The organism is Streptomyces caeruleatus (assembly GCF_001514235.1).
Taxonomy (GTDB): Bacteria; Actinomycetota; Actinomycetes; order Streptomycetales; family Streptomycetaceae; genus Streptomyces; species Streptomyces caeruleatus.
The window spans coordinates 715,814-741,206 of record NZ_KQ948927.1 but is presented as its reverse complement, the minus strand read 5'-3'; the positions used below and the strand labels follow the sequence as shown (position 1 = coordinate 741,206).

General features: G+C 71.9%; 26 protein-coding genes and 1 pseudogene. 11 read left to right on the top strand and 16 right to left on the bottom strand.

The annotated features are described in order from the left end of the window. Positions 1-142: 142 nt before the first annotated feature. Positions 143-382 (top strand): hypothetical protein, encoded by a 240-nt coding sequence (locus tag AQJ67_RS45105; RefSeq protein ID WP_079055972.1) that lies wholly within the window; start codon positions 143-145, stop codon positions 380-382. Here the strand turns inward: AQJ67_RS45105 and moaA are convergent. The 3 genes from moaA to AQJ67_RS15650 form a co-directional block, all read right to left on the bottom strand. Next, on the bottom strand, positions 365-1,354 hold the full coding sequence (gene moaA, locus AQJ67_RS15660; RefSeq protein ID WP_062719316.1) for a GTP 3',8-cyclase MoaA: 990 nt from the start codon (positions 1,352-1,354) through the stop codon (positions 365-367). The genes AQJ67_RS45105 and moaA overlap by 18 nt on opposite strands. A 147-nt stretch (positions 1,355-1,501) precedes the next feature. After that, positions 1,502-3,130 carry a solute symporter family protein gene (locus AQJ67_RS15655; RefSeq protein ID WP_062719315.1) on the bottom strand — a complete coding sequence of 543 codons (1,629 nt, stop codon included), beginning with the start codon at positions 3,128-3,130 and terminating at the stop codon, positions 1,502-1,504. Continuing rightward, entirely contained in the window at positions 3,127-3,483 is a 357-nt protein-coding gene (locus AQJ67_RS15650) for a DUF485 domain-containing protein (RefSeq protein WP_062719314.1), read from the bottom strand. Before AQJ67_RS15650 ends, AQJ67_RS15655 begins: the two co-directional genes overlap by 4 nt. Before the next feature lie 387 nt (positions 3,484-3,870). On the opposite strand from AQJ67_RS15650, the gene AQJ67_RS15645 reads away from it, so the two are divergent. The 3 genes from AQJ67_RS15645 (at position 3,871) to AQJ67_RS15635 (ending at position 7,971) form a co-directional block, all read left to right on the top strand. Next, positions 3,871-5,406 carry a S8 family peptidase gene (locus tag AQJ67_RS15645; RefSeq protein ID WP_062719313.1) on the top strand — a complete coding sequence of 512 codons (1,536 nt, stop codon included), beginning with the start codon at positions 3,871-3,873 and terminating at the stop codon, positions 5,404-5,406. 35 nt (positions 5,407-5,441) lie between these two features. Next, complete coding sequence (locus AQJ67_RS15640) at positions 5,442-6,863, top strand: CoA transferase (protein ID WP_062719312.1); 1,422 nt, start codon at positions 5,442-5,444, stop codon at positions 6,861-6,863. A gap of 100 nt (positions 6,864-6,963) precedes the next feature. Next, a complete protein-coding gene (locus AQJ67_RS15635; protein WP_062719311.1) occupies positions 6,964-7,971 on the top strand; it encodes a CopD family protein in 1,008 nt (335 codons plus the stop codon). Between the two features lie 103 nt (positions 7,972-8,074). Here AQJ67_RS15635 and AQJ67_RS15630 read toward each other — a convergent pair. Together AQJ67_RS15630 and AQJ67_RS15625 are read right to left on the bottom strand one after the other, a co-directional pair. Next, a pseudogene (locus tag AQJ67_RS15630) lies at positions 8,075-8,961 on the bottom strand (zinc-binding dehydrogenase); the annotation flags it as partial. A 5-nt stretch (positions 8,962-8,966) separates the two neighbouring features. Beyond that, entirely contained in the window at positions 8,967-9,677 is a 711-nt protein-coding gene (locus AQJ67_RS15625; RefSeq protein WP_062719310.1) for a VIT1/CCC1 transporter family protein, read from the bottom strand. A gap of 196 nt (positions 9,678-9,873) precedes the next feature. Here AQJ67_RS15625 and AQJ67_RS15620 point away from each other — a divergent pair, with 196 nt between their 5' ends. The 5 genes from AQJ67_RS15620 to AQJ67_RS15600 all read left to right on the top strand — a co-directional run bounded on the left by AQJ67_RS15620 (position 9,874) and on the right by AQJ67_RS15600 (position 14,678). Further along, a complete protein-coding gene (locus AQJ67_RS15620) occupies positions 9,874-10,896 on the top strand; it encodes a DEDDh family exonuclease (protein WP_062719309.1) in 1,023 nt (340 codons plus the stop codon). A 79-nt stretch (positions 10,897-10,975) separates the two neighbouring features. Next, positions 10,976-11,209, top strand: coding sequence for a hypothetical protein (locus tag AQJ67_RS15615; RefSeq protein ID WP_062719308.1), 234 nt, complete (start codon positions 10,976-10,978; stop codon positions 11,207-11,209). A 58-nt stretch (positions 11,210-11,267) separates the two neighbouring features. Next, entirely contained in the window at positions 11,268-12,062 is a 795-nt protein-coding gene (locus AQJ67_RS15610) for an SURF1 family cytochrome oxidase biogenesis protein (protein ID WP_062719307.1), read from the top strand. A 67-nt stretch (positions 12,063-12,129) separates the two neighbouring features. Further along, entirely contained in the window at positions 12,130-13,917 is a 1,788-nt protein-coding gene (locus AQJ67_RS15605; protein ID WP_062719306.1) for a glycoside hydrolase family 15 protein, read from the top strand. Positions 13,918-13,922: 5 nt separating this feature from the next. Then, the gene (locus AQJ67_RS15600; RefSeq protein WP_062719305.1) at positions 13,923-14,678 is read left to right on the top strand and encodes an SDR family oxidoreductase; all 756 of its coding nucleotides are present in this window, start codon (positions 13,923-13,925) and stop codon (positions 14,676-14,678) included. 27 nt (positions 14,679-14,705) lie between these two features. Here AQJ67_RS15600 and amaP read toward each other — a convergent pair whose 3' ends face one another. The 5 genes from amaP to AQJ67_RS15575 form a co-directional block, all read right to left on the bottom strand. Then, a complete protein-coding gene (amaP, locus tag AQJ67_RS15595) occupies positions 14,706-15,284 on the bottom strand; it encodes an alkaline shock response membrane anchor protein AmaP (RefSeq protein WP_062719304.1) in 579 nt (192 codons plus the stop codon). A 5-nt stretch (positions 15,285-15,289) separates the two neighbouring features. Then, positions 15,290-16,003 (bottom strand): DUF6286 domain-containing protein, encoded by a 714-nt coding sequence (locus AQJ67_RS15590; protein ID WP_062719303.1) that lies wholly within the window; start codon positions 16,001-16,003, stop codon positions 15,290-15,292. Continuing rightward, complete coding sequence (locus tag AQJ67_RS15585; RefSeq protein ID WP_062719302.1) at positions 16,000-16,404, bottom strand: Asp23/Gls24 family envelope stress response protein; 405 nt, start codon at positions 16,402-16,404, stop codon at positions 16,000-16,002. The genes AQJ67_RS15590 and AQJ67_RS15585 overlap by 4 nt, the downstream gene beginning before the upstream one ends. Then, positions 16,401-16,586 (bottom strand): hypothetical protein, encoded by a 186-nt coding sequence (locus tag AQJ67_RS15580; RefSeq protein WP_062719301.1) that lies wholly within the window; start codon positions 16,584-16,586, stop codon positions 16,401-16,403. The genes AQJ67_RS15585 and AQJ67_RS15580 overlap by 4 nt, the downstream gene beginning before the upstream one ends. A 66-nt stretch (positions 16,587-16,652) precedes the next feature. Then, a complete protein-coding gene (locus AQJ67_RS15575) occupies positions 16,653-17,132 on the bottom strand; it encodes an Asp23/Gls24 family envelope stress response protein (protein ID WP_062719300.1) in 480 nt (159 codons plus the stop codon). A gap of 87 nt (positions 17,133-17,219) precedes the next feature. Here AQJ67_RS15575 and AQJ67_RS15570 point away from each other — a divergent pair, with 87 nt between their 5' ends. Further along, positions 17,220-17,942 (top strand): hypothetical protein, encoded by a 723-nt coding sequence (locus AQJ67_RS15570; protein WP_062719299.1) that lies wholly within the window; start codon positions 17,220-17,222, stop codon positions 17,940-17,942. A gap of 11 nt (positions 17,943-17,953) precedes the next feature. Here AQJ67_RS15570 and AQJ67_RS15565 read toward each other — a convergent pair whose 3' ends face one another. From AQJ67_RS15565 to AQJ67_RS15550, 4 genes are all read right to left on the bottom strand, one after another. Next, positions 17,954-18,757, bottom strand: a complete 804-nt coding sequence (locus AQJ67_RS15565; protein ID WP_062719298.1) for an enoyl-CoA hydratase/isomerase family protein — start codon at positions 18,755-18,757, stop codon at positions 17,954-17,956. A 132-nt stretch (positions 18,758-18,889) separates the two neighbouring features. Further along, positions 18,890-19,108 carry a helix-turn-helix domain-containing protein gene (locus tag AQJ67_RS15560; RefSeq protein WP_019758351.1) on the bottom strand — a complete coding sequence of 73 codons (219 nt, stop codon included), beginning with the start codon at positions 19,106-19,108 and terminating at the stop codon, positions 18,890-18,892. A gap of 335 nt (positions 19,109-19,443) precedes the next feature. Beyond that, complete coding sequence (locus AQJ67_RS15555; RefSeq protein ID WP_062719297.1) at positions 19,444-21,042, bottom strand: ABC-F family ATP-binding cassette domain-containing protein; 1,599 nt, start codon at positions 21,040-21,042, stop codon at positions 19,444-19,446. A 91-nt stretch (positions 21,043-21,133) separates the two neighbouring features. Beyond that, a complete protein-coding gene (locus AQJ67_RS15550) occupies positions 21,134-21,859 on the bottom strand; it encodes a PQQ-binding-like beta-propeller repeat protein (RefSeq protein ID WP_062719296.1) in 726 nt (241 codons plus the stop codon). A gap of 271 nt (positions 21,860-22,130) precedes the next feature. Between AQJ67_RS15550 and AQJ67_RS15545 the strand changes: the two genes are divergently transcribed. Next, entirely contained in the window at positions 22,131-22,547 is a 417-nt protein-coding gene (locus tag AQJ67_RS15545) for a VOC family protein (protein WP_062719385.1), read from the top strand. Between the two features lie 31 nt (positions 22,548-22,578). Here AQJ67_RS15545 and AQJ67_RS15540 read toward each other — a convergent pair whose 3' ends face one another. Both AQJ67_RS15540 and AQJ67_RS15535 read right to left on the bottom strand, forming a co-directional pair. Next, positions 22,579-23,982, bottom strand: a complete 1,404-nt coding sequence (locus tag AQJ67_RS15540; protein WP_167366205.1) for a hypothetical protein — start codon at positions 23,980-23,982, stop codon at positions 22,579-22,581. A gap of 196 nt (positions 23,983-24,178) precedes the next feature. Further along, the gene (locus tag AQJ67_RS15535) at positions 24,179-25,306 is read right to left on the bottom strand and encodes an alpha/beta hydrolase (RefSeq protein ID WP_062719294.1); all 1,128 of its coding nucleotides are present in this window, start codon (positions 25,304-25,306) and stop codon (positions 24,179-24,181) included. Between the last annotated feature and the right edge of the window lie 87 nt (positions 25,307-25,393).

The window sequence follows — 25,393 nt, the reverse complement described above, 5'->3', positions numbered from 1 at the left end:
TCCGGTGCCGGGCGGCGGGTTACCCGTGACATACTTCGTAGGCGCTCCGCATCCCCCGTCGGAGCGACGGACCGACGCCGGGCAGCTCCCCCCGTGGCTGCTCGGCGTCGCCTTTTTGTGCGCGAATCTGTGAGACGAATCTGTGAGTGACGAGACGCCGATCTGCTCCGCCAAGGGGTGCCGTGCCGACGCCGTGTGGGTGCTGGCGTGGAACAATCCGAAGATTCATACACCGGAGCGCCGCAAGACATGGCTCGCTTGTGAGGAGCATCGCGAGCATTTGTCGCAGTTCCTCGGTGTGCGTGGTTTTTTGAAGGACGTCGTCCTGTTGAAGGAGTGGGAAGAGGACTCCGGGGGCGGCTCCTCAGCCACCGATGGCTGACATCGGACGGTCCGGCTGGACGAACGACGGGTCGTCCAGTCCCGCTCCCGCCTTCTTGCCCCACATCGCCAGCCGCCAGATGCGGGCGATCTCCTCGTCCGGGGCGCCCGAGCGCAGGGCCGCGCGCAGGTCCGTCTCCTCCGTGGCGAACAGACAGGTGCGCACCTGACCGTCGGCGGTCAGACGGGTGCGGTCGCAGGCGGAGCAGAACGGGCGGGTGACGGAGGCGATCACGCCGACCACATGCGGGCCGCCGTCGACCAGCCAGCGCTCCGCCGGGGCCGAGCCGCGCTTCTCCGCGCCCTCGGGGGTCAGCTCGAAGCGGGTACGCAGGGAGGTCAGGATGTCCCCGGCGGTGATCATGCCGTCGCGCTTCCAGCCGTGCTGGGCGTCCAGGGGCATCTGCTCGATGAAGCGCAGTTCGTAGTCGTGCTCCACGGCCCAGGCGAGGAGGTCGGGGGCCTCGTCGTGGTTCAGGCCCGGCATCAGGACCGAGTTGACCTTGACCGGGGTCAGACCGGCGTCGCGGGCGGCGTGCAGGCCCTCGATGACGTCCTTGTGGCGGTCACGGCGGGTGAGGGTCTTGAAGACGTCCGGGCGCAGGGTGTCCAGGGAGACGTTGACCCGGTCCAGGCCCGCCGCCTTGAGGGCGGACGCGGTGCGCTTGAGGCCGATGCCGTTCGTCGTCAGGGACATCTGGGGGCGGGGCTCCAGGGCCCCGACCCGCTCCACTATGCCGACCAGGCCGGGGCGCAGCAGGGGCTCGCCGCCGGTGAAGCGGACCTCCTCGATACCGAGGGAGGTCACCGCGATGTCGATCAGGCGGACGATCTCGTCGTCCGTGAGCAGGTCGGGCTTGGCCAGCCACTGCAGGCCTTCCTCGGGCATGCAGTACGTGCACCGCAGGTTGCAGCGGTCGGTCAGCGAGACCCTCAGGTCGGTGGCCACACGGCCGTAGGTGTCGATGAGCACTGGGCCCCCTCCCTCGTCACGACCAGATTCAACTTCCGTCACCTGTGAGCCTACGTGACCGCACTGACAGCGACACCAGCCCGATCCCACGACGTACGACGCGGCCGCGTCGTAGGGATCTACGACGCGGCCGCTCGGGGGTGCCGCTCAGTGGGCGCCGGTGCCGGTCAGGGACCGGACCTCCAGCTCCGCGTACTTGCCGGCGTCCGGCTCTTCCTTGGACAGGACCGTGCCGAGCCAGCCCATGAGGAAGCCGAACGGGATGGAGATGATGCCCGGGTTCTTCAGCGGGAACCAGGCGAAGTCGACGTCCGGGAACATCGCCTTCGGGTCGCCGGAGACGACCGGCGAGAACAGCACCAGGCCGACGGCGACGATCAGGCCGCCGTAGATCGACCAGAGGGCGCCCTGGGTGGTGAATCGCTTCCAGAACAGGCTGTAGAGGATCGTCGGCAGGTTGGCCGAGGCCGCGACCGCGAAGGCCAGGGCGACCAGGCCGGCGACGTTGAGGTCGCGGGCGAGGGCGCCGAGGAGGATGGAGACGGCGCCGATGCCGATGGTGGCGAGGCGGGCGGCCCGGATCTCCTCCTTCTCGGTGGCCTGGCCCTTCTTGATCACGTTCGCGTAGATGTCGTGGGCGAAGGAGGAGGACGAGGCCAGGGTCAGGCCGGCGACCACGGCGAGGATCGTCGCGAAGGCGACGGCCGAGATGGTGGCGAGCAGGATCGCGCCCCACGCCGAGTCGACGCCGCCGAGATGCAGGGCGAGCAGTGGTGCCGCCGTGTTGCCGGACGGGTTGGAGGCGATGATCTCGTCCTGGGAGATCAGCGCCGCGGCGCCGAAGCCGAGGGCGATGGTCATCAGGTAGAAGCCGCCGATGATGCCGATGGCCCAGTTCACGGACTTACGGGCGGCCTTGGCGTTGGGCACCGTGTAGAAGCGGATCAGGATGTGCGGCAGGCCGGCCGTGCCGAGGACCAGGGCGATGCCGAGGGAGATGAAGTCCAGCTTGGAGGTGCCGGTGGCGCCGTACTGGAGGCCGGGCTCCAGGAAGGCGGCGCCCTTGCCGCTGTTCTCGGCGGCCTTGCCCAGCAGGTCGGAGATGTTGAAGTTGAACTTCAGCAGCACCAGGAACGTAATGAGGATCGTGCCGCCGATGAGGAGGACCGCCTTGACCATCTGGACCCAGGTGGTGCCCTTCATGCCGCCGATCGACACGTACACGATCATCAGGACGCCGACGAGCGCGACGATGAGGATCTTGCCGGCGTCGGTGGTGATGCCGAGCAGCAGGGAGACCAGGACGCCCGCGCCCGCCATCTGGGCCAGCAGGTAGAAGATCGACACGACGATCGTCGAGGTGCCGGCGGCGGTGCGCACCGGGCGCTGGCGCATGCGGTACGCGAGGACGTCGCCCATCGTGTAGCGGCCGGAGTTCCGGAGCGGTTCGGCCACCAGGAGGAGGGCGACCAGCCAGGCGACCAGGAAGCCGATGGAGTAGAGGAAGCCGTCGTAGCCGAAGAGGGCGATGGCGCCCGCGATGCCGAGGAAGGACGCGGCGGACATGTAGTCGCCGGAGACGGCGAGACCGTTCTGGAAGGCGCTGAAGGAGCGGCCGCCCGCGTAGAAGTCGGCGGCGTCCTTGGTCTGGCGGCCCGCCCAGACGGTGATGAACAGGGTCGCGACCACGAAGCACGCGAACAGGGTGATGATCAGCGGTCGGTGCTCGCTGGCCTCGTTGGCGGCGAGCTGCACATGGGTCATCGCGGGGCTCATGCGCCGCCCTCCATACGGGTCTTGATGGCCTCGGCCTTGGGGTCGAGCTTCGCGCCGGCGTGGCGCGAGTACCACCAGGCGATGAGGAACGTGGTGAGGAACTGGGCGATACCGAAGACGAACGCGATGTTGATGTTGCCGAACAGCTTGGTGCCCATGAAGTCGCCCGCGTAGTTGGAGAGCAGGACGTACAGCAGGTACCAGATGATGAAGGCGACGGTCAGCGGGAAGGCGAAGGAGCGGTAGGAGCGGCGCAGTTCACCGAACTCCGCACTCTGCTGCACCTCGGTGAACTCCTCGGTGCTGGGGAGTTTGTGTGTCTCTTTCGAGGGGGGCGGTGCGTCGGTAGCCACGGAGTCTCCTCGCGTTGCGGGCGCTGTTGCGACGGTGGACGGGGACGGTTGGGGGGTTGGGGACGGATCGGAGGCCGGGGGCGGATCGGGTACGGGCATGACGGCTCTGTTCCTCGTGGTGACGTGGATCACTTGAGCCGGCTGGCGAGCTTAGGGCCCCGGCGCGTGATCCGACAGGGGGCTCGATCGTGCTCGCGCCTCCTGTCCAAGGTCACGGCGCCACGCGAGGACCGGTTCAACTGCCCGGACGTCTTTCCGAAGTCGCTCGGATCAGCGATTGCTGGCCGGGAGGTTCAGGGATAGCTTCACCCTGCACCTCTCGTCATGTACCTGCCCGCGCGCTACCCACGCTCGGGCGGTGCTCGTTCCGGATGATGTGGAGATCCCATGGGTCATCTGCGGTTCAGACGCGGGCTCGGTCTCGCCGTACCCCTCGCTCTGTCGCTGACCGCCTCGCTCGGCCTGCTGCCGTCGGCGGCCTCGGCCGCGCCGGCCGCCGAGCCCGTCGCACGGGCCGGGGACGCGCCCGCTCTGGCGTATGTCGTCAACGCCCGGCCGGACCACCGCACGATCGACTCGGTGAAGAGGGCCATAGCCACGGCCGGCGGAACGGTCGTGATCGCGTACGAGAGGATCGGCGTGATCGTCGTCCACTCGGCGAACCCCGACTTCGCGAAGACGATGCGCACGGTGCGCGGCGTCCAGTCGGCGGGGGCGACGCGTACGACGCCGCTGACCCCCGCCGGCACGACGGACGAGGGCCCCGTCCAACTGCTCACGAAGAAGCAGGCCACCAAGACCGCGCGAGTGTCCGAGGCGGCGGCCGACAGCGAGCCCCTTGAGGCCGACCAGTGGGACCTGAGGGTGATCGGCGCCGACAAGGCCGCCAAGATCAACCCGGGCAGTGCGAAGGTCACCGTCGCCGTCATCGACACCGGCGTCGACGACACCCATCCGGATCTGGCCCCGAACTTCTCCGCGTCCCAGTCGGCGAACTGTGCCGGCGGTGTGCCGGACACCGGCACCGGCGCCTGGCGTCCGGACAACCCGACCGAGGACTACCACGGCACGCATGTCGCGGGCGAGATCGCCGCGGCCCGCAACGGCATCGGCGTCGCGGGGGTGGCGCCGGGTGTGAAGGTCGCGGGCATCAAGGTGAGCGACCCCAAGAACGGCCTCTTCTACCCGGAGAGCGTCGTCTGTGCCTTCGTGTTCGCCGCCGACCACGGCGTGGAGATCACGAACAACAGCTATTACGTTGACCCGTGGCTGTACAACTGCATGGACGACCCCGACCAGAAGGCCATCGTCAACGCGGTCAACAGGGCCCAGCTGTACGCCCAGAAGAAGGGCACGCTCAACCTGGCCTCGGCGGGCAACTCCAACCACGACATGGACGCCGACTCCATCGTCGACGAGACCAGCCCCGACGACTCCACCCCGCTCAACCGCACGATCGACCCGCACAGGTGCTTCGATGTGCCGACCCAGCTGCCGGGCGTGGTCACGGTGAGCGCGACCGGCGTCAAGAACGAGAAGGCGTACTACTCGTCCTACGGCTACGGCGTCGTCGACGTCGCGGCACCGGGCGGTGACCGGAAGTTCCAGACCCCGGCCGACACCCCGTCACAGAACGGCCGCATCCTGTCCACCATGCCGAACGGCGAGTACGGCTGGCTGCAGGGCACGTCGATGGCCTCGCCGCACGCCGCCGGCGTCGCCGCGCTGCTCAAGTCCCGGTATCCGAAGGCGACTCCGGCGCTGCTGCGGGCGCTGTTGAAGGCCCAGGCCGACAACCCGGGCTGCCCGGAGTCGTACGACCAGGACGGCGACGGCAAGCAGGACGCGGAGTGCGAGGGCGGCCAGCGGTTCAACGGGTTCTACGGGTTCGGCGTCGTTGACGCACTGGACGCCGTTGACTGAATATATTGATCCAGTCAATACTGCATAGTGCAGTCATGACTGGAATCAAGTTCGCCTGGTCCGCGGTGGGCGGCGATCCCGCCCTGCTCCCTCGAGTGTCGACCGTGGTGCGGGAGGGCGCGCTTCAAGCGCGCCTTCCCGTACGGGAGTTGGCGCGCGCCTGTGTGGGTGCGTGCGCGCTGGCCGCCGCGGAGCTCGGGGCGCGGCGGGCCGGGCTCACCGAGGTGCCCAGGGTGACCCTGGACGACGGGGCGGTCGCCACGGCGTTCGTGAGTGAACGGCATCTGCTCGTCGACAGCCGCGCGCCCGTGACGTTCGCGCCGCTGTCGCGCTTCTGGCGGACGGCGGACGGCTGGGTGCGGACGCATGCCAACTATCCCCATCACCGGGCCCGTTTGCTGGCCGCGCTGGGCGTGGCCGAGGAGGATCCCGACGCCGTGGGGGCGGCTCTCGCCGAGCGTTCCTCGCTGGAGGTGGAGGAGACCGTGTACGCGGCCGGCGGCCTGGCGGTGGCGCTGCGGACGCCCGAGGAGTGGGCGGCGCACGAACAGGCGGGCGCGGTGGCCCGGCGGCCGCTGGTCGAGCACGAGCGGTCGGACGCGGTACGCGCGCGTGCGCTCCCGTCGCTCGACGGCACTCCCCTGCTGCCCGCCGCCGGGGTACGCGTACTGGATCTGACGCGGGTCATCGCGGGACCGGTCGCCACCCGCACGCTCGCGCTGCTCGGCGCGGACGTCCTGCGCGTGGACGCGCCGCAGCTGCCCGAACTGGCCGACCAGCACGCCGACACGGGCTTCGGGAAGCGGTCGGCGACGCTGGACCTCGCGTCCGACCGGCGCGCCTTCGAAGAACTGCTCGCGGCGGCGGACGTCGTCGTCACGGGGTACCGGCCGGGCGCCCTCGACCGGTACGAGCTGTCGGCCCGGGCACTGGCCGAGCGGCGGCCGGGGCTGGTCGTGGCGGAGTTGTCGGCCTGGGGGGCGTACGGGCCGTGGCGCGAGCGGCGCGGGTTCGACAGCCTCGTGCAGGTCGCCACCGGAATCGCGGCGATCGAGGGGGCCGCGGGAGCGACGGGGACCACGACCGACGAGCCGGCCGCCATGAGGTCGCCCGGCGCCCTGCCCGCGCAGGCCCTCGACCACGGGACGGGGTATCTGCTGGCGGCGGCCGTGCTGCGGGCGCTGACCGAGCAGCTGGAGCAGGGGGAAGGCCGGGGCCGGTGCGTACGGCTGGCGTTGGCGCGTACGGCGGAGTGGCTGGTGAACGGGCTGCGGCCGGACCCGGAGGGGTGCCCGGCGGACGGCTCTTACGACGCGCCCGACGCCTGGCTCACCGAGCGGGGCAGTGCGCTCGGGCGGCTGCGGTACGCCCTGCCGCCGGTGTCGTTCGCGGGTGGCCCGGTGGACTGGGCGCGGCCGCCGGGGGTCTGGGGCGCGGATCCGGCGCGGTGGGTCTGAGGTTCGGGGCCGTCGGAGCCGTACCTCCGTGCGGAATGCCGCACCACCACTTGTTTTCCGGTGCTTGCCCGAGTCTGTAATGTTTTGTGAAGATCATGAGGTGACATTGACGAGACCCTCCCTTGGCGTGGCCGACGCGAGTGAACCCGGAGCGCGCCCCGGTGTCGGCCGGGCCGTCGCCGTTCTCGTCCTCGTGGCGCTGGCGGCGCTGATCCCGCTGCTCGGGCCGTCGGTCGCGCTGGACGGCACCGGGGAGGCCGCCGCACCCGGCAGCGAGGGGATCGCACTGCTGCGTGCGGTGCTGTTCGCGGCGCTGTGCGTCCCGGTGGGCGAGCTGTTCGTGAACCGGCTGGCCCGGTCCGTGCCGGGCGCTCCGACGGTCGTGCCCCGCAGCTGGGCGCCGTACGCGGCGGGGGTCGGTTTCGTCGCCGCCCTGGGTCTCGCCTCGGTCGTCTCCACGGGCAACCTCGTGCCGCACAGCCTCGCTGACCTCGACGTCGGCGGCCTGTACGCGTCGCGCGACGGCAAGCTCGCGCTGCTGGAGGTCAACGCCTTCGCCGTGGCCGGGCTGTGCGCCCTCTCGCGTCGGCCCACGACCCAGCTCTGGCCACTGGCCGCGGTCGTGGTCGCCGAGGCGCTCCGCGCGCACCCCACGACCGAGCACGGCCCGCTGCTGGGGTCGGGTCTGACCTTCGTGCACCTGACCTGCGCGACGCTCTGGGCCGGCGGGCTGCTGCACGCCCTGCGGACGCTGCGCGGATGGGGCGTCAGGGAGACCGGCGCGGCTCTGCTCGGCCGCTACGCGCGCGTGGCGGCCGTACTGCTCGCCGCCATCACGGCGACGGGCGTGTGGAGTTCGCTGCGCCGGATGCCCTCGGACACGATCCTCCAGCAGCTCACCGAGACGGCGTACGGGCGGGCCCTGCTGGCCAAGGTGCTGCTGATGGTGGCCGTGGCCGGGCTCGCCCTGTGGGCCCGGTTCCGGCTGCGCCGGGCGGCCGACCCACTGACCGCCTGTTCCCCCGCGCGCGCGGAGGTCGTCGCCCTGGGAGTGGTGGTCGCGGTGTCGGGGCTGCTGACGGCGCTGCCGGTGCCGATCCGCTGGTGAGCCCGTCAGGTCCTCGTCGGCGAGTGCGGTAAGTCCTCGTCGGCGAGTGCGGCAAGTCCTCGTCGGCGAGCGCATTGAGTCCTCGGTCGGCCTGTCCACGGCCTCAGTTGGTCACCAGGACCTTGAGGGCCGTGCGCTGGTCCATCGCCTTGTAGCCGGCCGGGACGTCCTCCAGGCCGACGGTCAGGTCGAAGACGGGTGAGGGGTCGATCGTGCCGTCCAGGACGTCGGGCAGCAGCTCGGGGATGTACGCGCGCATGGGCGCGACACCGCCGCGCAGCGCGATGTTCCCGTCGAACATGACACTGAGGTCGAGGCCCGTGCCGCTGCCGTGCGGCACTCCGACGAAGCCGATGGCACCGCCGTCGCGGGTGATGTTGACGGCCGTCCGCATGGACTGTTCGGTGCCGACGGCCTCGACGACGGGGTGGGCGCCCTGACCGCGGGTCAGTTCGCGTACGGCCGCCACGGCCGCGTCTCCGCGCTCGGCGACGACGTCGGTGGCGCCGAAGCGGCGCGCGATGTCCGTACGGACCTGGTGGCGGCCCAGCGCGATGGTCCTCCCCCAGTGCCTTAAGGGCCTGGGGGGACCCCCACGGCGCCGAGCCGCTTGGCGGCGAGCACCGCGCACAGTCCGACGGCACCGTCACCGACGACGGCGACGGTCGCGCCCGGGCGGGCTCCGGCGCCCAGGGCGGCGTGGTGGCCGGTGCCCATGACGTCGGACAGGGTCAGCAGGGCGGACAGCAGGCGCTCGTCGGAGGCGGCGTCCTTGGGCAGCCGCACGAGGGTGCCGTCGGCGAACGGCACGCGCACGGCCTCGCCCTGGCCGCCGTCGGAGCCCGCGGAGCCCCAGAAGCCGCCGTGCTCGCAGGAGGTGGTGAGGCCCTCGACGCAGTGGTCGCAGACGCCGTCGGACCACATGAAGGGCGCCACGACGAGGTCGCCCCGCCGCACGCCGGTCACCTCGGAGCCGGTCTCCTCGACGACAGGCGCTAAGCCCCCGCCACGTCGAGCAGCGTCCCGGCCACGTAGGTGACCCCCATGGCCAGCGCCCCGCCCGCCGTGTTGCGCAGGACCGCGCGGGTCGGGGCGGCGGCGCCCAGGCGGGCGCTGCTCCAGCCGGTCAGGGCGAGGGCGGTCAGGACGGAGACGACGGTGACGGTCAGGCGCCAGTCCGCCGGTGGCAGGACCATGGCCAGCAGCGGCAGCAACGCACCGGCCGTGAACGCCAGGAAGCTGGCCCACGCCGCGTGCCACGGGTTGGTCAGGTCGTCGGGGTCGATACCGAGCTCCACGCGCGCGTGGGCCTTCAGCGCGTCCCGTTCCGTCAGCTGGACGGCCGCTTCCCGGGCCACGTCCTCGGACAGCCCGCGTCGTTCGAGCAGTCCCGTCAGCTCGTCCAGTTCCGCCTCCGGCCGCTCCCGCAGCTCGCGCCTCTCCTGGGCCAACGCGGCCTTCTCGGAGTCGCGCTGTGTGGAGACCGAGACGTACTCCCCCGCCGCCATCGACATCGACCCGGCGAGCAGCCCGGCGAGGCCGGCCGTGAGCAGGGCCGAGCGGTCGTCGGTCGCGCCGGCCACGCCGACGACGAGGCCCGCGGTGGACACGATGCCGTCGTTCGCCCCGAGAACGGCCGCCCGCAGCCAGTTCAGCCGCTCGCCCAGCGAGCCGCCGTGGGCCTCGTCATGCGTCGATTCGGTCACATGCGGAGCATCGCACCGTGGGGGACATCCGGGATGTATCGACGCTCGTGGGCGGACAGTGGGGGCACCTGCGTGCGGCAACGCCGCGCGCGCACCGGCCGGTTGACGCGCCGGCGTTCGGCGCGCTCGAACAGGCGGGCGGCGCAAGGCACCTGACGGCCTGGACTGTCAGTCCCGGCCCGTATCCTCAGTGACCATGCTCGAAGACCGTGCGACCGCAGCGCCCTCCCCCACCGTGTGGCCGACCGCGTATCCCGAGGGATACGCGGTCGTTGACGTGGAGACCACCGGCCTGGCCCGGGACGACCGGATAATCTCCGCGGCCGTCTACCGGCTGGACGCGCGCGGCGAGGTCGAGGACCACTGGTACACGATGGTCAACCCGGAGCGCGACCCGGGGCCGGTGTGGATCCACGGTCTGACGAGCGAGGCTCTGGAGGGCGCCCCCCTCTTCCCGGATATCGCCGAGGAGTTCGCGGCCCGGCTCGACGGCCGGGTGCTCGTCGCGCACAACGCCGTGTTCGACTGGCAGATGATCGCGCGGGAGTACGCGCGCGCGGAGCGCGAGGCCCCGGTGCGGCAGCGGCTGTGCACCATCGCGCTGTCGAAGGAGCTGGGCCTGCCGCTGCCCAACCACAAGCTGGAGTCACTGGCCGCCCACTTCGGCGTCGTACAGCAGCGCGCGCACCACGCGCTGGACGACGCGCGCGTGCTGGCCGAGGCGTTCCGGCCGAGTCTGCGGGCCGCGGCGGCGGGCAGTGTGCGGCTGCCGCTCCAGGAGTGCCGGCCGCTGACCGAGTGGCGGGACACGGCCACGCCCCGCATCGGACAGCAGGCGGGCGCAGGCGGCAGCGGTGGCGGATACGGCGGCGGTTACGGCAGCTATCGTCCGACCAGTTGGCGCCCGTCCCGCAAAAGGCCCGCCTGCCCCTATCCCAACCCAGGGCGTTACGAAGAGGGCAAAAGACTCAAGCAGGGCATGCGGGTCGCCTTCTCGGGGGACACGTCGATCGAGCGCGACCTGCTGGAGGACCGCGCGATCGACGCCGGGCTGCATGTGGCCACGAGCCTGTCCCGGCTGACCAGCCTGCTCGTCACGAACGACCCGGACGCGAGCACGTCGAAGGTGGTCAAGGCCCGCCAGTACGGGACGCCGGTGATCGACGAGGCGGCGTTCGGGCAACTCCTCAGGGACGTGGAACCGGCGTCGGAGCAGTGACCGTACGGACGGGTGATTGCCGGGCGACTCGCCCCGAGCCCTCTCGCCCGGACCGCGATGACGGCTCACCCTGTGGCGCATGGCGACATGTGAAGTGTGTGGAAACGACTACGGCATGACCTTCGAGGTGCACGCGCAGGGCGCCGTGCACGTCTTCGACTGCTTCTCCTGCGCGATCCACCGCATGGCACCCGTGTGCGAGCACTGCCGCGTCCAGATCATCGGGCAGGGCGTCGAGGTCGAGGGCCAGTGGTTCTGCGGCGCCCACTGCGCCCGCGCGGAGGGAAAGGTGGGGATCGTCGACAAGGTGTGACCGGCCCGGACCCGTACCCGCCTGAAAGCACCCCACGACCGAGTTGTACGGTCGTGGGGTGTACCGCTTCCTGTTGTCCCGGCAGTGGGTGATCCTCACGCTGGTCGCCCTGCTCCTCATCCCCACGATGATCAGGCTGGGCATCTGGCAGATGCACCGCTACGAGGAGCGCCACGCCCGCAACCAGCTGGTCGCCGACGCGCTGGGCGCGCGGCCGGTGGCCGTGGAGAAGCTGACCGCGCCGGGGCACACCGTCACCACCAAGGAGCGGTACCGCACCGTCACCGCGGTGGGCCGCTTCGACACCGGGCACGAGGTCGTCGTCAGGCGGCGCGTCAACTCCGACGAAGAGGTCGGCTTCCACGTCCTCACCCCCTTCGTGCTGGCGGACGGCAAGGTGCTGCTGGTCAATCGCGGCTGGATCCCCTCGGACGGGCCCAGCCAGACGGCCTTCCCCAAGATCCCGGCGCCGCCGAGCGGCCGGATCACCGTCACCGGGCGGCTGATGCCCGACGAGACGACCGAGGCCAGCGGCATCAAGAACCTCAAGGGCCTTCCCGACCGTCAGGTCATGCTGATCAACAGCGAGCAGGAGGCGCGGCGCCTCGACGCGCGCGTGCTCGGCGGCTACATCGTGCAGACGACACCGGAGCCGAAGGGCGACACACCGGAGCTGATCGGGAAGCCCGGCGAGGAGAACGCCCCGCTGAACTACGCGTACGCCCTCCAGTGGTGGCTGTTCGCCGCGGGCGTTCCTCTCGGATGGGTGATCCTGGCCCGCCGCGAGGCACGTGACCGGGCGGCGGCGCAGCAGAAGCCGGCGGAGGCGCAGGCCGAGCCGGCAGGGGTGTAGCGCCCGGCGTCACTCCCCCGGCCCCACCCCTGATTGGCCCACCGGCCCTTGGGGAACCCGCATTTGCGTGCACCCGCGCATCGAGGACTACGCCCTCATCGGCGACGAGCAGACGGCCGCCCTGATCGGCAGGGACGGGTCCGTCGACTGGCTGTGTCTGCCCCGCTTCGACTCGGGAGCCTGCTTCGCCAGACTCCTCGGCGACGAGGACAACGGCCACTGGCGCATCGCCCCGAAGGACGCGCGGGGCCCCTGCACCCGTCGCGCCTACCGTCCCGACACTTTGGTGCTGGACACCGAGTGGGAGACCGATGAGGGCGCGATCCGCGTCACCGACCTGATGCCCCAACGCGACCGCGCCCCCGACCTCGTGCGCGTCGTCGAGGGCCTCAGCGGCCGGGTCACCGTACGCAGCACCCTGCGGATCCGCTTCGACTACGGCTCGGTCGTGCCCTGGGTGCGCGAGTCCGACGGGCAGCGGGTGGCCGTGGCCGGCCCGGACTCGGTCTGGCTGCGCAGCGAACCCGAGGTGCGCACCTGGGGCGAGAACTGCGGTACGCACTCCGAGTTCACGGTCGAAAAGGGCGAGAAGGTCGCCTTCGTCCTCACCTGGCACCCCTCGCACGAGCCGCGCCCGCCGCTCATCGACGCGTACGAGGCGCTGCACAGCAGCGTCCGGGACTGGCGGGACTGGGCGGGGTGCTGCCGTTACGACGGCCCGTACCGGGACGCCGTGGTCCGTTCCCTGATCACCCTCAAGGCCCTCACCTACCGGCCGACCGGCGGCATCGTCGCCGCCCCCACCACCTCCCTGCCCGAGGCGCTGGGCGGCGTCCGCAACTGGGACTACCGCTACTGCTGGCTGCGCGACTCCACCCTCCTGCTGAACGTGGGACTGTCGGCGGGCTACCGGGAGGAGGCCGGGGCCTGGCGCGACTGGCTGTTGCGCGCTGTCGCCGGTGACCCGGCCGACCTCCAGATCATGTACGGCCTGGCGGGCGAGCGGCGGCTGCCCGAGTTCGAAGTGCCGTGGCTGTCCGGCTTCGCCGGCTCCACTCCCGTACGCATCGGCAACGAGGCCGTGACACAGCTCCAGTTGGACGTGTACGGCGAGGTCATGGACACGCTGGCCCTGGCCCGGCAGGCGGGCCTGCCCATCAAGCCGCACATGTGGGCGATCCAGGCCTCCCTGATGGAGTGGCTGGAGACGGAGTGGCGGCAGCCGGACGAGGGGCTGTGGGAGGTGCGCGGCGGGCGCCGGCACTTCGTGCACTCCAAGGTGATGGTGTGGGTGGCCGCGGACCGTGCCGTGCGCACCCTGGAGCAGAACCCGCACCTCGAGGGCGACCTCGAAGGCTGGCGGGCGATGCGCGACGAGGTGCATCGCGAGGTGTGCGAGAAGGGCTACGACGCCGAGCGGAACACCTTCACACAGTCCTACGGCTCCCGTGAACTCGACGCGGCACTGCTGCTCATCCCGCGTGTCGGCTTCCTGCCGCCCGACGATCCGCGTGTCATCGGCACCATCGACGCGATCCGCGCCGAGCTCAGCCACGAGGGGTTCCTGCGCCGCTACAGCACCGACGGGACGACCGTCGACGGGCTGCCCGGCGACGAGGGCACCTTCCTGGCGTGCTCGTTCTGGCTCGCGGAGGCCCTGCACATGACGGGGCGTACGCAGGAGGCACGGGAGCTGTTCGACCGGCTGGCGGGTCTCGCGAACGACGTGGGCCTGCTGTCCGAGGAGTACGACCCGGTGGCCGACCGTCAGCTCGGCAACTTCCCGCAGGCCTTCAGTCACATCGGCCTGGTGAACACCGCCCTCGCCCTGTTCGGGGGCGACGGGGCAGGATAGGGACCATGGATCTTGGACTGAAGGACCGGGTGTACGTCGTCACGGGGGCAACCCGTGGCCTGGGCAACGCGGCGGCGCGTGAGCTCGCGGCCGACGGGGCGAAGGTCGTGCTGACCGGCAGGGACGAGAAGCGGGCCGCCGACGCCGCCGCCGAGCTGGGGCCGAACGCGTTCGGGGTGGGCATCGACAACGCCGATCCGGAGGCGCCCGCACGGCTTGTCGCCACCGCGCGGGAACGGTTCGGCGCCTTCCACGGCATCTTCATCAGCGTGGGCGGGCCGCCGGCCGGGTTCGTCGCCGACAACTCCGACGAACAGTGGCAGACGGCGTTCGAGTCGGTCTTCCTGGGCGCGGTGCGGCTGGCCCGGGCGGCGGCGGCCGAGCTGGAGCACGGCGGCGTCATCGGATTCGTGCTGTCGGGTTCGGTGCACGAGCCGATTCCGGGGCTGACGATTTCCAATGGACTGCGGCCCGGGCTGGCCGGTTTCGCGAAGTCCCTCGCGGACGAGCTGGGGCCGCGGGGAATTCGCGTGGTGGGTCTGCTTCCGGCACGGATCGACACGGACCGGGTACGGGAGCTGGACGGGATGTCGGCCGATCCGGAGGCGACGCGGGCGGCGAACGAGGCACGGATTCCCTTGCGCCGTTATGGCGCTCCGGAGGAGTTCGGGCGTACGGCCGCGTTCCTGTTGTCTCCGGCGGCTTCCTATTTGACGGGAATCATGGTGCCGGTGGACGGCGGAATGCGGCACGGATTCTGAGAGCGCCGTCAAGTCACCCTTTCCGCATCAAGTCACCCTTTCCGCACGGTGTTTGACACCGCGCATGCGGACCTCCGTCGGCAGTGCCGCGAGGCCCGCCGAATTCCGGGCGTGGGCCAGGGCCTGGGCGGTGAGGTCGTTCAGGGCGGTCCCCGGGTCCACGTGCGGCTGCAGCAGGAGGCGCGCCCGGGCTTCGGGGGCGCCTCGGCGGCCGGTCAGGTGGACCTGGGCCCGCTGGACGCCTTCCAGGCCCGCCGCCTCGCTCGCCAAAACGCCCTCCAGGGCCCGGCCCCGCAGCAGCGCGCCCTCGCCGTCGCCGGTGTCGACGAGGACCTCGGTGAGCCGGCGTCGGCGCAGGACCGAGGTCAGCCACCACAGCGCCAGCAGGACCAGGACGGCCAGCACGGCGATCACGGTCGGCCACCACCAGCCGTCGTCCCGCCAGCGCGTCCGCTCGGCGTCGCTGAGCAGCACGTCGTGCCGGCTGTCGTGGATCCACCAGGACGGGGGGTCCAGACCGAGCCCCACGGCCAGCACGGAACCGCCGATCACGAGCAGCACCAGTCCGACGAGCCCGATCAGCACCCGGTTGACCACCCTGAGCACGGCCCTCACCCCTTCCGTCCGAGCCGCCGCACATGCACCGACAGCGAGGGCGGGCGGGACAGCCCGAGGCCCCTGATCGCGTCGGCGAGCGTGGTGTCCAGGTCGGCGCGTACCTCGTCCAGTTCGCGGAAGTGCGAGACGGCACGGACGTCGGCGCGGCGGCGGCGTACCCGCACCCGTACCGACTGGACGCCGGAGACCTCCACCGCCCGGTCGCGCAGGACCAGGGCGGCTAGGTCCCGGTGGAGGCCGGCGCGTACGTCGGGGTGCGTGCGGCGCATCGGCAGGACGGAGCGCAGGCCGGGGGTGGCGGCCAGGACGAGGAGCCACAGGCCGAGGACGGCGGCGACGCCCGCGCCGACGAGCACCCAGATGTCGTCGAGGGGGCGCTCGGCGAGCTGGTGGGCCAGTTCCCGGCGCCAGTACATGGGCGGCCGGCCGGCGCGCACGGAGGCGATGTCGTACAGGAAGAAGCCCGCCCCGAGCGCCAGCACCAGCGCCGTGATCGCGGCCGGGACACGGCGGGCCGACCAGAAGCGGCCGTCGCCGCGGCCCTTGTCGTCGACCGGGCGCGGGGGGTCGTAGTCCCCCACTGCCTTAAAGGCGTGGGAGGTGCCCCCATCCGCGGACGCCGACTGGTCGAGGGGGTCGGGCCCGGTCTCCTTCTCGATGACCGGCAGTCGTTGTGTGGTGCCTTCAAAACCCTGGGACTCGCTCATCGCGTCCTCCCTGCCGCGCCCTGCCCGCGCGCCGGGTGCAGCCGCTCCACGTGCACGGCGACCTCCGGCACCTCCATGCCCACCAACGCGCCTACCCGCTCCACGACATGCCGACGCACGGCCCTGCACCGGGAGCCGATGTCGCAGGGGTAGTCCAGTTCGAGATGGACCCGGACCCGGGCGGCGTCGACGGGCGTCCCGTCCCCTGCCTGGGGCCGGACGACGACGTCGGCGTACGGCCGGGCGGCGCCCTCGGGCAGCCGGCCGACCGCCTCGCGCGCGGCCTGTGAGGCGATCTTCGCCACGACCCGGTCGGCGATCCGGATCGCCCCGCGCTCACCGGGTGGGACGGCGTACGGCGCTCTGTCGAGTTCCGTGGCCCCACCGCTCACCGACGTCACCGCCGCCGTTCGTCACGCTGCCGGAAGAAGTCACCGAGCTCCCAGTCCCCCTCCAGGAACCGCCCGGTGACGAAACCGACGGCACCCAGGGCCGCCACCAGCAGGAAGGCGCCGAATCCGCCGAAGTACCCGGCGAATCCCAGTGCCATGCCGGCGATCATGCCGACCACGGCCATGCTCATGATGCGCTCCTCAGCTCATCGCTCCCTGGTAACTCCCGGCCGCTGCGTCGTCCGGCCGCCTGCGCGTCACTGGATCCGGCGCTCCGGTTCCTCTTCCTCATCCTCCGGCAGCTTCACATCACTCACCGCGATGTTGACCTCGACGACTTCGAGGCCGGCCATCCGTTCCACGGCGGTGATCACGTTCTCGCGTACGTCCCGGGCGACGTCGGCGATGGAGACGCCGTACTCGACGACGATCTCCAGGTCGAGCGCGGCCTGTACCTCGCCGACCTCGGCCTTCACCCCGCGCGTCACCGACTTCGTCGTCCCGCCCGGCACCCGGTCGCGCACGGCACCGAAGGTCCGCGAGATTCCGCTGCCCATGGCGTGCACGCCGTCCACATCGCGTGCGGCCATCCCGGCGATCTTCTCCACGACGCCGTCCGCGATGGTCGTCCGGCCCCGGGCTCCCGGGTCTCCCCCGCCGCGCTTGGTGACCTGGGTCCTGCGTGAGGTGGCGGCCTCGGCCTCCGTCCCCCGGTTCTGGTCCGTCGTCTCAGTCATGGCCGTTCGTCCTTTTCGGTTGCGGTCCCTTGACCACCGTAAGCACGCTTGCGTGATTGCGCCCCAGGGATGCGGCAGGCTGGAGGAATGACGACGGCGGATCGATGGTCGCAGGCAGTGCGGCAGCAGTTGGGGCTCGGCAGACTGCTGCCGCTGGGCGGCGCGCGCGACGGCGCGTGGATCTCCGAGAAGGCGGCCGAGGCGGTGCTGCGGCGCGCGGCCGAGGACATGCCCGGGGTACGGCTGGACACGCTCCGGATCGCCCTCGCCGACCCGGAGGAGACGTACGAGGCCGCCGTACCGCCGCCGCCGAGCGCCCTGCCACCGGGCCCGCTGCGGGTGACGGGGGACTTCGCGGCGACGGCGGCCGAGGCGCTGCCGGTGGCGGCGGACCGGCTGCGGAGGCTGCTGTCCGTCACGGCCACGGAACGCCTGGGCCTGACGGTGACCGAGGTGGACCTGCGGGTGACGGAACTGCTGGACGAGGACGCCGAACCCGCACCCGTACGGCAGCCGGAGCCGGCGCGGGACGCCGAGCCCCAGAACCCCGACGAGGAACGCGTCGCCGCCGTGACCCTGGCGGTGCCGGGGGTCACCCGGCTGACGGGCGTCCTGGGCGCGGCGAGCCACGCGGTGCACCTCGAGGAACGGCAGGACGGGACGGCCCTGCCGCGCCGGCATGTGCGGGTGGAGCTCGCGGTGGGCGCGGACCACCGGGCCGTGGAGGTGGCCCGGGAGGTCCGTAGGAGGGTGCAGGACGCGTTGGTCGATCACCCGACGGTGGCCGTACTGGTCACGGCCGTCGGTTGATCGGCGCGGCGCTATTCGCCGAGGCCCGCCAGGTCCCGCAGCCGGCGCGCCTGCGCGGCCCGCTCGGCACCGCGCTGCTCGTCGTAGGTCCGGTCCACGGCACCCCGAAGGAGCGCCTTGGTCTCGATCACCGCGTCCCGCGGCGCGGCCACGATCGCGCCCGCCAGATCCCGTACGGCGTCGTCGAGCTGGTCGACGGGCACCGCGAGGTTGGCAAGACCGCTGCTGACGGCCTCCTCGGCCGTCACGAAGCGGCCCGTGACGCAGATCTCCAGCGCGCGGCCGTATCCGACCAGCCCGACCAGCGGGTGGGTACCCGTCAGGTCCGGCACCAGCCCGAGGCTGGTCTCGCGCATGGCGAACTGCACGTCGTCAGCGACGACGCGCACGTCACAGGCGAGCGCGAGCTGGAAGCCCGCCCCGATGGCATGCCCCTGTACGGCGGCGATGGACACGACGTCGTTACGCCGCCACCAGGTGAAGCCCTCCTGGAACTCGGCGATGGCAGCGTCGAGTTCACCGTCGCTGCTGCGCGCCAGCTCGATGAACGAGGGCTCGCCCTCGATCCCGTCAGGCGTGAACATCTGCCGGTCGAGGCCGGCGGAGAAGGACTTGCCCTCACCGCGCAGCACGACGACCCGCACGCTGCCCGGCACGGCGCGCCCGGCCTCGGCGAGCGTCCGCCACAGGGCGGGGCTCTGTGCGTTGCGCTTGGCCGGGTTGGTCAGCGTCACCGTGGCGATAGCGCCGTCGACGACGAGCCGTACGCCGTTCTTGTCGAGCAGGGGTGCGTGTTCCTGGTCGGGCGAAGCCATGGGGCGCCTCCGATGAGTGCGGTCATCATGGGATGCCCGGAAGGGCACCCCTTAAGTGACTGCACAGTAACCACCCGGTCGATCAGCCGACCGACCGGGTGGCCACCATCGAAGCCGATGGGCCGCCCGCGATCAGCCTGCGGCCTTCTTGCCTCGTGTCGCGCCGCCACGCCCACGAAGCGTGACGCCCGACTCGCTGAGCATCCGGTGAACGAAGCCATACGAGCGGCCGGTTTCCTCGGCCAGCGCTCGAATGCTCGCACCGGAGTCGTACTTCTTCTTCAGGTCTGCCGCGAGCTTGTCGCGCGCGGCGCCGGTTACCCGGCTGCCCTTCTTCAGAGTCTCGGCCACCCGTGCCTCCTCATGGGAAGTGCGCTCTGGTCTCCTCATGATCACCCCTCCGGGCCTTCATGGCCACCCATTCGGCAAGGTCCGTGAGACAAGGTTTTGACGACAGGAGCACATCCCCACAAGCGGAATACGGGATTCCGCCGCGAGTTGTCCGTACGGCCGAACGGGTTCTTTTAAGAAATCCCAGGTCAGAGCAGCACGACGGCCGAGCCCTTGTCGATAAAGGACTCGGCCGCGAATTCGATGTAGCACACACCTCGGTACGAGGAGATCTCACACAGATGATGGATCACGGATGGGCCGAATGATCCATAGCCCGGTGATCACGCATTCGATCAAGCGAGGGCGACGAGATCCGCGTAATCCGCGCCCCACAGGTCCTCGACGCCGTCCGGCAGCAGAATGATCCGCTCCGGCTGGAGCGCCTCGACGGCGCCCTCGTCGTGGGTGACGAGCACGACCGCACCCTTGTAGGTGCGCAGCGCGCCGAGGATCTCCTCGCGGCTGGCCGGGTCGAGGTTGTTCGTCGGCTCGTCGAGGAGCAGGACGTTCGCCGAGGACACCACGAGGGTGGCGAGGGCTAGACGGGTCTTCTCGCCGCCGGAGAGGACACCGGCGGGCTTGTCGACGTCGTCGCCGGAGAACAGGAACGAGCCGAGCACCTTGCGGACCTCGACGAGGTCCATGTCGGGTGCCGCGGAGCGCATGTTCTCCAGGACGGTGCGGTCGGCGTCCAGGGTCTCGTGCTCCTGGGCGTAGTAGCCGACCTTGAGCCCGTGCCCGGGGATGACCGCGCCCGTGTCCGGCTGTTCGACGCCCGCGATGAGCCGGAGCAGGGTCGTCTTACCGGCACCGTTGAGCCCGAGGATGACCACCCTCGACCCCTTGTCGATCGCCAGGTCGACGTCGGTGAAGATCTCCAGCGAGCCGTACGACTTCGACAGGCCCTCGGCGGTCAGCGGGGTCTTGCCGCAGGGCGCGGGCTCCGGGAAGCGGAGCTTGGCGACCTTGTCGGACTGGCGGACCTCCTCGAGACCGGACAGCAGGCGCTCGGCGCGGCGGGCCATGTTCTGCGCGGCGACCGTCTTGGTGGCCTTGGCGCGCATCTTGTCGGCCTGGGCATTGAGCGCGGCGGCCTTCTTCTCGGCGTTCTGCCGCTCGCGCTTGCGGCGCTTCTCGTCGGCCTCGCGCTGCTGCTGGTAGAGCTTCCAGCCCATGTTGTAGATGTCGATCTGGGCGCGGTTGGCGTCCAGGTAGAACACCTTGTTGACGACCGTCTCGACCAGGTCGACGTCGTGGGAGATCACGATGAAGCCGCCGCGGTAGGTCTTGAGGTAGTCGCGCAGCCAGACGATGGAGTCCGCGTCGAGGTGGTTGGTCGGCTCGTCGAGCAGCAGGGTGTCCGCGTCCGAGAACAGGATGCGGGCGAGCTCGATACGGCGGCGCTGACCACCGGAGAGCGTGTGCAGGGGCTGGCCGAGCACACGGTCGGGCAGGTTGAGCGCGGCGGCGATGGTGGCGGCCTCGGCCTCGGCGGAGTACCCGCCCTTGGTGAGGAACTCCGTCTCCTGGCGCTCGTACTGCCGCAGGGCCTTCTCGCGGGTCGCGCCGCTGCCGTTGGCGATGCGCTGTTCGTTCTCGCGCATCTTGCGGATCAGCACGTCCAGTCCGCGCGCGGAGAGGACGCGGTCACGGGCGAGCACGTCGAGGTCACCGGTGCGGGGGTCCTGCGGGAGGTAGCCGACCTCTCCGGAGCGGGTGATGGTGCCGCCGGCCGGGATGCCCTCGCCGGCGAGGCACTTGGTGAGGGTCGTCTTGCCGGCGCCGTTGCGGCCGACGAGGCCGATGCGGTCGCCCTTGGCGACGCGGAAGGACGCGGACTCGATGAGGACGCGCGCACCGGCGCGCAGCTCGATACCGGAGGCGGAGATCAAGGACAGACTCCAGGGCGGGGTGGGTGGCGGGATGGGCGGCTGAGGACGTTCCCGCCGTCTAATGCGCGAGGAGAATGGCCATGGGGCCAGTCTAACGGGGCTGTGCAAGCACTTTTTCTGGGTCCGGGTGTTCGAGACCGGGTCCGCCGCGTCCCGGGGCGTCCTCGGCGCGCACCTCGTTGCCGAGCGGTCTGCGGTGCGGGGCGATCCGTCCCAGGTCGTCCAGGGCGACGAGCTGGGCGGTCCAGGCCGCGTGGGGGCAGGGCTGGGCGACGATGAGCGTCTTGGCGTGATGTACGGCACGTCGGGGCTGGAAGCCGCAGCCGTCGCTCGCGGGCAGCATCCAGCGCAGATCGCCGTCGGCGATCCGGTACGCGGCGATCCGGTGCGGGGTGACGACGGCCAGCATGCCGCGGCCGAGGAGGCGCAGGACGCCGGTACCGCCCTGGGCCGGCAGCCAGTCACCGTGGGCGGGCAGGGCGCGGTGCCAGCGGACGGTCCGGCCGTCGGTGGCGGTGACCAGGCCGTCGTCCCAGAGCGTGATGACGTCCCCGCGCGCGTGCAGCGAGGTGAGGGGGCGCCGGCCGTCGCGGGTGTAGCGCCAGTGCAGGGCGCCGGTGCGGGGGTCGTGGGCCCGGAGGGCGGCGCCGTCGGTACGGAGCCGCGGGGTGGCGTGCTGCACGCGCGCGGGGGCGGTGCGAGGGACCGTGAGGTGGTCGCCGTAGGGAGCGGGGCGGGCGTGCTGGGCGACGGCCAGGAGCGGGATCACGACGAGGAGGGCGAGCACGGGCGCCGGCAGTCTGGAGCGGATCGCCACCTTGCCCCCTCAGAACCCGTCTCGGAGCCTTCCGGCCTCACCCGGTCGATCCGCTGCCCGCGGACCCGGCGCAGAGCGTAGCGACGCCCGAGACGGCCGGCGGGGCGTCCCGTGACGACACGTCGGACGGGCAGGGGTCCGTCCCTCGTTCGGCCGCTGCCGGGGCCCGGCACGACCGGCCGTTGTCAGTGGTCGCTGCGAGACTGGGCACCGGGTGGGAGTCCCGGCCGGTGGCGGCGGACAGCACAGGGGTCACAAGGGAGTGATCGGCATGGCAGGTACGAGCGGTGGGCGTCCGAGCGTCTATCCCACGCTGCTCTACGCGGACGCGAAGGCGGCGATCAAGCAGCTCACGGAGGCCTTCGGGTTCACGGCGCTGGTGGTGTACGAGGGCGAGGACGGCTCGGTGGGCCACGCCGAGCTGGCGCAGGGCAACGGCGTGGTGATGCTCGGCTCCAAGGGCACCGGCAGCGCCTTCGACAAGGCGATGAAGGGCGCGGGGACGATGGGGGTGTACGTCGTCGTGGAGGACGTCGAGGCACACCACCGGCGGGCCGTGGAGCAGGGCGTGGAGATCCTGATGCCCCCGACGGACCAGGACTACGGCTCGCGGGACTACATGGCCCGGGACCGCGAGGGCAACGTGTGGAGCTTCGGCACGTACACCCCCGACATGGACCCCAGATAGCGGGCTGCGCGCCGGTCCCGCTCCGGCCCGCTCAGCTCCCCCCGGTGTGCACCTGGAAGGCGGCGCGGCGTACGGCCTTGGCGAGGGCGGGGTCGGGGTGCGCGGCGGCGAGCGCGACCAGGACCTGCACGGTGCGGGGATGTCCGACGGCGCGCACCTCGTCCAGGAGCATCGGCACCGTCGGCTGCACCGCGGACTCCAGGTGCCGTACGAGCATCGGGGCCTCGCCGTGGTCGGCGACGGCGGCGGCGGTGTCGACCCACAGCCAGGTGGCCTCTTCCCGGGTGAGCACCTCGTGGGCGTCCTCGGGGTCGATGCCGTCGTGCTCGGCGAGCCACAGCAGGGCGTACGGCCGCAGGGTCGGCTCGTCGGCGACGGCGCGCACGTCGGGCTCGGCGGGGGCGCCGACGACGCGCAGCGCCTCGAAGGCGAGGCCGCGCAGCAGGGCGTCGTCGCCGCGGGCGGCGCCGAGGAGTTCGGTGACGGCGCTGCCGACGGGGCGGGCGGCGAGCCAGGCGCGGTACTCGTCACGGGCGGCGTTCGGGCGGAGCTGGGCGCAGCCGCGGAGCATGTCCTCGGCCGCCTGCTCGATGTTCCCGGCGGGGCTCTGGGCGGCGACGCAGATCTGCTCCAGCTTGACCCAGACCGCCCAGTTGCCGAGCGGGGTGAGGGTGGCCTGTCCGTCGCCGTAGGTGAGGGCTCCGACGGAGGCGAGGGCGTGCAGGGCCCAGTCGAGGAGCGGGGCGAGGGGCGTGTCCTCGGCGGGCGGCGCGGCGGGGAGCGGCTCGGGCCGCGGTCCGTAGGGAATCTCGCAGCGTTCGGTGCGCAGTTCGGTGACCCGCTGCTCCAGCAGGTCAAGGAGCTGCTCCATGGGGACGGGGCCGGCGGACAGCTGGAGGAAGGAGAGCACCTGGGGCAGGGCCGAGACGACGTCGGACACGGCGCCGTGGGCGTGCTGCTCCGGTTCCGGGTGGGCGAGCGACCAGGCGTCGAAGAGGGCGACCCAGCCGCGCAGCACGGCGCTGTCGTCGCGGTCCCAGGCGCGCAGCCGCCAGCCGGGGCGGGCGCTGTCGCCGTGCACCTCGACGAGGCCGGCGAGCCGGGCGGTGTCCCAGTCGGCGCGGACCTGAGCGACGGTCAGGCCGAGGTCCCGGGCCGCGCGTTCGGCGGTCGCGTCGGACAGGGTGCCCTTGCCGTCGGGGCTCGCGCCGTCCCGGCCAGGGCGCAGCGCGGCGTCCGCCCAGTGGGCGACCCGGGCCGCGGCGGCCAGACCTGAGCGTGCCATTCTGGCCAGCTCGGACCGGGCCGGTGTGCCCTCCGGGGGGCGGGGTGCGGGGCGGCGTGGGCGCCGCTGGTTCACGGCTCTGGGGGCGGCGGCCAGGGGTCGCGGGCGGACGAGTCGAAGCCTGGAGTCGCGCGGGATACGGGACGTCACGGGTGCAGTCTTCCGGTTGACGGTCCGAAAACCCAAACGGAATGTCACGAGGGGCTACGGGGATGGCCAACGCACGGGGTCCGGTGAGCGGTGAGGGACGCAGAACAGGCCAGTGGTACGGGGTTAAACGGAATCCGAGGGACCGGTGCTCTCGGCGGGCTGACGACGGCTGGCCGGGGGGGCGGGTCCGGCGGCGTCACATGAGCGGTGTCATGAAGCGGCGCAGGGATTCCTCGTAGGACTCCGGGTCGGCGTTCCACATGGCGGCGTGAGGGGCGCCCTCGACGGTGCGCAGGGCCACCAGATTGGGGTGGGCGTCGGCGAGGCGGCGAGAGAGGCTCCAGGGGGCCACCCGGTCCTCGGGGCCGTGGAAGATCAGGGTCGGCACGGTGAGCGGCTGGGCGGCGCCGTCGCCGGTGAAGTGGTCGGCGCTCAGTCCGGTGCGACCCTGTGCGGCGCGGACGGCGAGCGGCAGCAGCGCGCCCGGGGTGTGGCGGGCCCTGGCGAGGGCGCGCAGGGTGGTCTCCCAGCTGAGGACCGGGGAGTCCAGGACCAGGCCCGAGACCCGGTCCCGCAGGCCCGAGTGCGCGGCGGCGCGCAGCGCCATGGTGGCGCCGGTGGACCAGCCGAGCAGGACGAGTTGCCGGGCGCCGTACCGCACGGCGTAGCGCATCGCCGCGTCCAGGTCGCGCCACTCGGTCTCGCCGAGGTGGCCCAGGCCGTCCGGTGGGCGGGGGGCGCCGAGGTCGCCGCGGTAGGCGAGGGCGAGGACCGGGAAGTGGAGGGCGCTGAGGAACTCCATGAGGTTCATGGCCTGTTCGCGGGTGGTGCCGAGGCCGTGCACCGCGATGATCCAGGTGTCCCGGGCGCCGGGGACGAACCAGGCGGGCAGGGAGCCGAGTTCGCCCGGGATGTCGATGTCGGCGTGGTCGAGGCCGAGGGCGGCGCTCGGGTTGCCGACGTGGACGTTCGGGGTGAGCCAGACGCTGTCGCCGGGTTCGAGGGTGCCGTGGGTGACGCGTTCCAGGCGGCGTACGACGGTGTCGGCGGAGTGCTTCGCCGTGGCGAGGACGGGGCCTACGACCGCGTGTGAGGCGTCGCCGGAGAGGCCGTAGGTGCCCGGTCGCAGGGAGGCGAGGTCGCGGGTGAGGGTGATCTGGCCGGCGGCCGTGGCGTGCACGGTGAGCCGGGGTTCGGTGGGCAGGGGGCGGCCGGCTGGGGCCGTCAGGGCGGCGCCGCTGGCGAGGCGGCCGGCGGCGACGCTTGCCGCGCCGGCGGCCAGAGCCACGGTGACGGCTGCGGCCGTCGCTTTGACTGTGCGCACCTGTCCAGTGTCCTGGCGGACGGGGGGTGGGGCCAGTGGGAGGGCGACTTGGGGTGAGGGCGGGGTGGGGGCACCGGCCTTTCCTCG